Annotated in this window: 10 protein-coding genes; 6 read left to right on the plus strand and 4 right to left on the minus strand. The window is 70.7% G+C overall.

Annotated elements, in window-relative coordinates:
* Nucleotides 1–271: choice-of-anchor B family protein (locus OXN85_08905; protein MCY3600077.1), on the plus strand; the 271-nt coding region annotated here is incomplete at its 5' end.
* A gap of 9 nt (nt 272–280) precedes the next feature.
* On the opposite strand, the gene OXN85_08910 is transcribed toward OXN85_08905, so the two are convergent.
* Together OXN85_08910 and OXN85_08915 are read right to left on the minus strand one after the other, a co-directional pair.
* Entirely contained in the window at nt 281–1,534 is a 1,254-nt protein-coding gene (locus OXN85_08910) for an MFS transporter (GenBank protein MCY3600078.1), read from the minus strand.
* A 62-nt stretch (nt 1,535–1,596) separates the two neighbouring features.
* Nucleotides 1,597–2,490, minus strand: a complete 894-nt coding sequence (locus OXN85_08915) for a cyanophycinase (protein ID MCY3600079.1) — start codon at nt 2,488–2,490, stop codon at nt 1,597–1,599.
* Between the two features lie 208 nt (nt 2,491–2,698).
* On the opposite strand from OXN85_08915, the gene OXN85_08920 reads away from it, so the two are divergent.
* From OXN85_08920 to OXN85_08935, 4 genes are all read left to right on the plus strand, one after another.
* Nucleotides 2,699–2,842, plus strand: a complete 144-nt coding sequence (locus tag OXN85_08920) for a hypothetical protein (GenBank protein ID MCY3600080.1) — start codon at nt 2,699–2,701, stop codon at nt 2,840–2,842.
* Between the two features lie 96 nt (nt 2,843–2,938).
* Nucleotides 2,939–3,205, plus strand: a complete 267-nt coding sequence (locus OXN85_08925) for a hypothetical protein (GenBank protein MCY3600081.1) — start codon at nt 2,939–2,941, stop codon at nt 3,203–3,205.
* Complete coding sequence (locus OXN85_08930) at nt 3,202–4,494, plus strand: aminotransferase class V-fold PLP-dependent enzyme (GenBank protein MCY3600082.1); 1,293 nt, start codon at nt 3,202–3,204, stop codon at nt 4,492–4,494. The genes OXN85_08925 and OXN85_08930 overlap by 4 nt, the downstream gene beginning before the upstream one ends.
* A 29-nt stretch (nt 4,495–4,523) precedes the next feature.
* Complete coding sequence (locus tag OXN85_08935) at nt 4,524–4,976, plus strand: hypothetical protein (GenBank protein MCY3600083.1); 453 nt, start codon at nt 4,524–4,526, stop codon at nt 4,974–4,976.
* Nucleotides 4,977–5,018: 42 nt separating this feature from the next.
* Here OXN85_08935 and OXN85_08940 read toward each other — a convergent pair whose 3' ends face one another.
* Nucleotides 5,019–5,447 (minus strand): thermonuclease family protein, encoded by a 429-nt coding sequence (locus tag OXN85_08940; protein ID MCY3600084.1) that lies wholly within the window; start codon nt 5,445–5,447, stop codon nt 5,019–5,021.
* A 145-nt stretch (nt 5,448–5,592) separates the two neighbouring features.
* Nucleotides 5,593–6,420, minus strand: coding sequence for a DUF6503 family protein (locus tag OXN85_08945; protein MCY3600085.1), 828 nt, complete (start codon nt 6,418–6,420; stop codon nt 5,593–5,595).
* Between the two features lie 78 nt (nt 6,421–6,498).
* On the opposite strand from OXN85_08945, the gene OXN85_08950 reads away from it, so the two are divergent.
* Nucleotides 6,499–7,083 carry an FKBP-type peptidyl-prolyl cis-trans isomerase gene (locus OXN85_08950; protein ID MCY3600086.1) on the plus strand — a complete coding sequence of 195 codons (585 nt, stop codon included), beginning with the start codon at nt 6,499–6,501 and terminating at the stop codon, nt 7,081–7,083.
* The last annotated feature ends 39 nt before the right edge of the window (nt 7,084–7,122 follow it).

Consider the following 7,122-nt stretch of genomic DNA (forward strand, 5'->3'; position numbering starts at 1 on the left):
CAACGCGGCGTCGGACCACAACCTCTACATCCGCGGCGACCTCATGTACCAGTCGAACTACGTGAGCGGACTCCGGATCTTCGACATCTCCGACCCGGAGAACCCCGTGCCGGCCGGCTTCTTCGACACGGTGCCGGGGAGCCCGGACGCGCCGGGCTTCGCGGGGTCCTGGAGCAACTACCCATTCTTCCCCTCCGGGAACATCATCGTGTCGAGCATGCGCGAGGGCCTGTTCGTGCTCAGGAAGCGGGAGCCCGCCCTCGTGCCGTAGCCTCGTGCCCTAGCGTAGTGTCGACTTGCGGGTGACGCGGCGGAAAGCGAGGGCGGCGAGGAGGCCGATGACGCCGAAGCCAGCGACGGCGGCGAACACGTGCTGGTGGCCGGGGAGGCCCGGCGAGTTGTCGAGCAGGACGCCCATCAGCGGTCCCATGAACACGTCGGGGGTGAAGCCGAGGACGGAGACGAGGCCGGCCGCGCTCCCGGTGTAGGCGAGGGGCACGGCGCCCTCGGCCAGCAGGGCGAAGTAGACGCCGCGGAGCGCGTAGATGCCCACGCTGGCGGTGACGATGGTGGCGATGAGCATCCAGGCCGGCCCGGGCACGAGGACGCCCGAGGCGATGAGCAGGCAGCCGCCGATGAGGATCGCGAAGCCCCACACGATGACGCGGGATGCGTCGATCCGGTCGCCGAGGAAGCCGGCCGCGATCGCCGCCGCGGCGCGGATCCAGAACGCGAGCGTGCCGATCCCGGAGGCCTGGACGTCGTTGAAGCCGAGCGCGTCCCGGGACAGGAGCGAGAAGTCGTCCGTGGCCTTGTACCCCGTGTAGGCGCAGATGATGATGACGGCCTGCAGCCACACGACCGGCATCCGGCATGCGGCCCGCACCCCCTCCAGCGACAGCTTCGCGCGGCCGTCGGTGTCGGCGCCCGGGCGGCTGTCGGGCACGACGAACCACACGAAGACGGCGCTGGCGAGGGTGATTCCGGTGAAGACGCGGATCACCCCGCGGAAGGCGGCGGCCCGCTCCTCGGGCGTGGCCGCCGACGCCTCGCCCGGGAGGAGCCAGGCGAAGACCGCCACCGAGAGCGTCGCGACCAGCGCCGCCAGGAGACCCCGGCCCCCGTCGAGGAAGCCGTAGGCGCGGCCCTGGGCCGACTGGCCGCCCCACTCCCGCGCGGCCCGGATCATCGCGGCCCAAAAGAGGAGGACCGTCGTCATCCCCCAGAAGGCCCACAGCAGGTTCATCGTCCGCGGCGGAGGAAAGTCGGCCAGCACGATCCCGCCGAGTCCGGTCGTGAGCAGCGCGAGCGCCATGAGCCGACGGGCCGAGAACCGGTCCGCGAGCGGGCCGCCGGCGAAGTAGGCCGCCATCGCCACGATCCCGTACAGGGAGAAGGCGGTCCCCAGTTCGAGGTTGGTGATCCCGAACGCGTCGAGCAGCGTCGGGCGGAAGACGCGCGCGAGGACGAAGGGGAGAAGGAAGACGCCCTCCCCCGCCGCGATGAGCGCGACGAGGACGAGCCCTCGCCTCACCGGACGCCCCGGGGGTTGTGGGTCAGCGGTCGAGCCGGCGGGTCAGCGGTCGACCTGGCGGCTCAGCGGTCGGGCTGGCGTCGGGGCCAGGGGCGCCCTTCGACGCGGCCGAGCGGTTGAAGCCCGCGGGACGGACGGTACGCCTGCCTTGTCGCCAGGTCGTACTGGTCGCCCGGGGCGAGGAAGTAGAACAGGCCGCCGCTGTCGAGCGTGCTCTGGTTGTCGTAGATGACGACGTACGACTCTCCGATCACCTCGAAGCGGTCGCCCTGCACGACGATCGCGGTGTTCTCGTCGATCCCGATGCCGAGGAGTTCGGGCCTCGCTTCGATGATCTCCAGCAGGTCGAACTGCCGGTTCCTGTAGAGGAGGTGCTGGTCGATCGCGGTGTTTCGGAGGAATCCCAACCCTTCCTCGTGACTCCCCATCATAATCGTGTTCGTCGCCGTGTCTCCCCGCGCCAGGTACGACCCCTGGATCGTCGCGCCGGCGGACGAACCGCCGATCACGCCGCCGCGCTCGAGGAGCGCCCACAACTCGTCCTCCGTGCGCGTCCCCGCGTAGGAATCGACCAGGCGCCACTGGCGCCCGCCGGTGAACCAGACCCCGGTCGCCTCCCGGATCGCGGCCACGAAGGCTTCGCTGTTCGCCTCGTCCCGGTCGTCCGTGTGGCGGACCGTGAGGTGCTCGACGCCCGCCGCCTGGAAGGGCCTCACGCCCCCGAACGACGGCCCGTAGGACTCCGCTCCGCCCGCCGTAGGGATGACGACGATGCGCGCATCCGTCCCGCCGGCGAGTTGCACGAAGCGGTTCGCGATCTCCGGGCTCCGCATGGCGCCGCCCACGATGACGAGCGACCCGTTCGGCGGACCGACTTCCTGGGCCCGGGCCGCTGGCGGAGCCATTGACGCCGCTGCACACGCCGCCACCGCCACGGTCAGGAGTACACGGACCACGCTCCACGCTCGCCACTCTGTTCGCATCGCTCGACCCTCTCGATTCGGTTGCGCCTCCGGTCATCCGGCGGACGATCTCACGGTACGGGGATCGCGGAGACCGGGCGACCCCGGGGTGGTCCGTGGGTGCCGGGCGCCGCTTGTCGCTCGCCGCGGGCCGCGTCACGTTGCGGGGCCAACGTTCCCCGGCGACCCGGAGGTGCAGACCATGCTCAGACCGTCCCTTGCGTCCCTTGCCCTCCTCGGCTCCTCTCTCGGTCTCGCGGGGCTGGCCGGTGGCCTCGTCGACCCCGCGGCGCCAGGGGCCGGGGGGGCGCGTTCGCCGCGGGCCGACGCCCTCGCGGGCGCCTAGGCCGCGAACGAATATGTCCTCGCGAGCGGTGCCCGGCATCCCGTCCGCGGGCGCATCGTCTTCACGGACGGCGAGTGGCAGGTCCTCTTCTTCGTCATGGATGGCGACGAGCCCAGGCGCGGCTCCGGCGAGGGCGGACGCTACACCTTCGACGGAGAGACGCTCACCTTCGAGCACCTTCATCACTTCTCGTACGGACGCACGATGGCGGGCCTGCCGGCGAGCCCGCTTGCGATGACGGCGCGGGATGGGGAGGGGCCGCTCGAGCCGACCGGGGTCGAGATCGACGGCGACGCGCTGACGCTGCGTTTCCCGAGCGGAAACTCGATGTCCTTCACGCGCAGCTCCCGCTGCTGTCCATGACCGGGGCGGGCACCGGAGACGACCGCCATGGCCTCCTGGACCGGAGGGAGTGGCTCCGCCTCGGGGCGACCGGCGCCGCCGCCCTCGGCCTCCCCGCCTGCGCCGCCTGGGGGGGCGACGCGCCGTCCGCGGAACTCCCGCCGCTCCGGACCCCGGCCGGGACGGACGACGCGGACTGGGACGATGTGCGCGCGCACTTCCTCGTCGAGCCCGGCACGGCCTACCTGAACAACGCGAGCATCGGCATGCCGCCGCGGCAGGTCGTGGACGCGGTCGCCGCGGGATACCGGGCCATGGCCGAACTTCCCGTCCGCGGCCGCTCGGATCTGAGCGCCCGGATCGCGGAACACGTCGTGCCCGGGCTCGCCGACCTGTTCTCGGTGCGGCCGGACGAACTCACCCTCACGCGAAACGCGTCGGAGGCGCTCCACCTGCAGAGCATCGGCGTCGCGCTAAGCCCCGGCGATGAAGTGCTGATCACGACCCAGGAACACCCGGCGGGCCGTCGTCCGTGGGAGTTCCGGCAGGTGCGGGAGGGGATCCGGGTGAACGAGGTCTTCATCCCCAGCCCCCTGCCCCCGGAGGAGGAGATTCTCTCCCGGTTCGACGACGCGATCACGCCCCGGACGCGGGCGGTTTCCTTCTGTCACGTCACCCGCGGAGGGCATCTTTATCCCGTGGAAGCGGTCTGCGGACTCGCGCGCGAGCGGGGGGTCGTGAGCCTGGTGGACGGCGCGCAGGCGGTGGGGCAGTTCCCCATCGACCTGACCGCCCTGGGCTGCGACGCGTACAGCGTGAGCCTGCACAAGTGGATGCTGGCCCCGGCGGGGACCGGCTTCCTCTTCGTGCGACGCGATGCGCGCGACCGCATCCGGACGGCCTTCGCGCCCGATGCCACCCCGGAGCAGCCTCAGTTCGGCCCCCCGGGCACCGCGGCATTCCCCGTGCGCGCCGCGATCGGGACGGCGGTCGATTTCGTCGCGGCGGTCGGACTCGCCGCCGTGGAGGCACGGTGCCGCCATCTGTCGGATCACCTCAAGTCGCGCCTGGCGGAGGTGGACGGCGTCACGCTTCTCAGCGGCGCCCGCGACCGGAGCGCGCCCGGATCGACGATCTTCGAGAAGGAGGGTCTCGACGCCGTGGCCGCCGTGGCGGCGTTCGAGGCGAGCATTTCATCCCACATCGACGAGCACCAGCGCGATGGCCACAACGCGATCCGTGTGTCAACCCACATCTACAACACGACGGAGCAGGTCGACCGCTTCGTCGAGTCCCTGGCACTGCACTAGCCCGCACGACGGGCTGATCGGAGGCACGAATGACCGGTTCCCCACGAACGCCGCACACCCTCGCGCTCGCCGCACTCGGCGCCGTCCTCCTCCTCGGTGTCGCCGCCGCGAGACCGAACGCCACGCCCGCGCAGGACGGCGCGATCTACGAGATCCGCAACTATCACTTCGACCCGGCGCGGTTCGAGGAGTACGCGGAGGTCGCGCAGGGCGACTACATCCGCTACCTGCGCGAACACCTGGACATCGTCGGTTTCTGGCTCGAATCGGGGGTCCCCGCGGAGGTCCGGGGCGCGGAGCAGGACGAACTCGGTCCCGCGAACGTCACGTGGGTCATCCGCTGGGCGTCGAAGGAGGAACGGGACGAGAAGCTCCCGGCAGTCCTCGGAACGCCCGAATGGCGCGAGATCTTCGCCGACGTTCCCGGAGGTGGCGGGAGCTACCTGAGAATCGAGTCGCGTTTCATGTCGTCGCTCGACTGACGGACGGACCCGCTCGACGCTCTATCCGGTCTCCCGCCGGTTTCAGCAGCGGTCCTGCCTGAAATCGACCGGGCGGCAGGTGAACCCCCACTCGCCCCACAACCCTCGCCCCTCGGCCTCGGCGGCGGCCTCCGCGGCCTCGATGCGATCCGCGTAGCGACGGTTGGGGGGGATGATGAACGCAAGCGCATACCCGCTCGCGACCAGGTGTTCGTTCAGCATGTCCCCGCCCGGAAGGAAGAGGTAGGCGAGATCCCGGTCGAAGGTGTCCACGCGAACCGCGTCGTACTCGACCCTGAGCGCCGTGCTAACCGGAGCCACCCGCAGCAACTCGGCGCGGGCGCGGGCGCCCCACGGTTCCTGCGCCATTTCAGGGGTGTCGATGGAGAGGAGTCGGATTTCCCGGCCATCGGCGCACCGGACGGAATCTCCGTCGATCACGAAGGACAGGACGCAGTCCCCGCTCGTCATGGGAGGCGGCGGGGGCGGGGGCGGCGTCGACTCCGAGCACCGCACCGCCGCGAGGGCGGCGAAGATGACCGCAACCGCGATACCGGAGCGGCGGACCTCCCGGCGCGACCCCGCGATCCCGCCCGGGGTTACGGGCCGAACCGGGTCACGGACCGACCCGAACCGTCCGCACCTCATCGGTCCCCAGATGACGGCCATCGGCGTTCACGTACCAGCCCCGCAGTCGCGGCAGGCGCAGTCCGCTGTCTCCGGTCAGGCCCTCAAAGGTGATGTACTCGCCGTCGTTCGCGCTCTCTTCGTGGTAGAAGCGGCACCCCACGAGCTGCGCCGTCGCAGGATCGAAGTAGAAGTACCACGTGTCGCCGCCGGTATCCGGGTCGTAGGTGACCCGGACGGCGTGGACCTCCCGGTCCATGAAGGCGGTCTCGATGACATCGTGATCGAGATGGGAGCCGGGGTCGGAGATCTTCATCGGAAGACCCGCCAGGAACCCGTAGTAGCTGCGCCAGAACATCCCGTCCTCTCGATGGAGGCGCATGCGCTCGCGGTCCGCGTCGGGGAGGTCCGCCTGCGCGACCCCGTCCACGGACGCGGACCAGCCATCGGCCGTCGTCTCGTACTCGATCGCGGACCCTCGATAGCGGCCCGCGAGGGCGAAGTCGCGCTCGTCCGCGCCGAACTCCAGGTCGACGGCGACGCGTTCCCCGCCCTCTCCGTCGGTCCCGACCCACGACATCGAGATCGACCGGCTGCCCCAGACCCCGTCCGGATCGTGGAAGGCCACCGATCGCGCCACGAGTTCCTGCGCCGGGGTGAGATCGGTTGCCGCCGCCGAACCGGAGGCGTCCTCGTCCGCCGCGGGACGAGGGGCGCAGGCGGCGACGAGCAGGACGAGCCCGGCCCGGGACGCGGCGCTGAAAGCGGACCGGCACGCCAGTCCGGACGCCGGTCGGAACACAGAGTGAGTTTTCATGTCCCGATACTAGCAACCCGCGCTGAAATGCCGCTACATTCGGGCGATTCGCCACTTTCCACTCTCGGAGGAAATTCCATGCGGCGTGACATGACATCGAACGGGTTTCGGACCGCGGCGGCCTTGCTCCTGGCGCCGCTCGCCCTCGCCTGCGCGGGCGACGCGGGAGAGCACGCGGAGAGCGACGAGGAGGGCGTGCACGAGGCTCCGGAAACGACCGAGGCGGCCGGCACGCCCGAGGGTGTAATCACGGATCTCCGGGAGATTGCGTTCGCCGACGAACTCGCGGTCGACCTCGATGCGATGGAGGAGACCGAGAGCGGCCTCTTCATCCAGGTGCTGCAGGAGGGGAGCGGACCGCCGGCCGGCTACGGCGACGAGATGGGCGTGCACTACACCGTCTGGCTTCCGAACGGGAGCAAGGTGGACTCGAGCCACGACCACAGCCCTCCGGAGCCGCTCGACATGGTCCTCGGTTCGACCGCCCTGATCGACGGCTGGGTGGAGGGCGTCACGGGCATGCGGATGGGCGAACGCCGCAAGCTCGTGCTGCCGTACGATCTCGCGTACGGGACCGAGGGTCGGCCACCGGCGATTCCCGCCTATTCGCCGCTCGTGTTCGAGGTCGAACTCGCGGAGCACATCCCCGCCGGGGAAGGCTGATCGTGATCCGGACCGGCGCGGTCGGGGCGGGGCGGTGAC

This window comes from Candidatus Palauibacter australiensis (genome assembly GCA_026705295.1).
Taxonomy (GTDB): Bacteria; Gemmatimonadota; Gemmatimonadetes; order Palauibacterales; family Palauibacteraceae; genus Palauibacter; species Palauibacter australiensis.

What these genes read in the sequence shown, in the direction of transcription:
- OXN85_08920 (MCY3600080.1), top strand. Translation starts at nt 2,699, where the DNA reads ATGCTCAGACCGTCCCTTGCGTCCCTTGCCCTCCTCGGCTCCTCTCTC.
- OXN85_08925 (MCY3600081.1), top strand. Translation starts at nt 2,939, where the DNA reads ATGGATGGCGACGAGCCCAGGCGCGGCTCCGGCGAGGGCGGACGCTAC.
- OXN85_08930 (MCY3600082.1), top strand. Translation starts at nt 3,202, where the DNA reads ATGACCGGGGCGGGCACCGGAGACGACCGCCATGGCCTCCTGGACCGG.
- OXN85_08935 (MCY3600083.1), top strand. Translation starts at nt 4,524, where the DNA reads ATGACCGGTTCCCCACGAACGCCGCACACCCTCGCGCTCGCCGCACTC.
- OXN85_08940 (MCY3600084.1), bottom strand. Translation starts at nt 5,447, where the DNA reads ATGACGAGCGGGGACTGCGTCCTGTCCTTCGTGATCGACGGAGATTCC.
- OXN85_08945 (MCY3600085.1), bottom strand. Translation starts at nt 6,420, where the DNA reads ATGAAAACTCACTCTGTGTTCCGACCGGCGTCCGGACTGGCGTGCCGG.
- OXN85_08950 (MCY3600086.1), top strand. Translation starts at nt 6,499, where the DNA reads ATGCGGCGTGACATGACATCGAACGGGTTTCGGACCGCGGCGGCCTTG.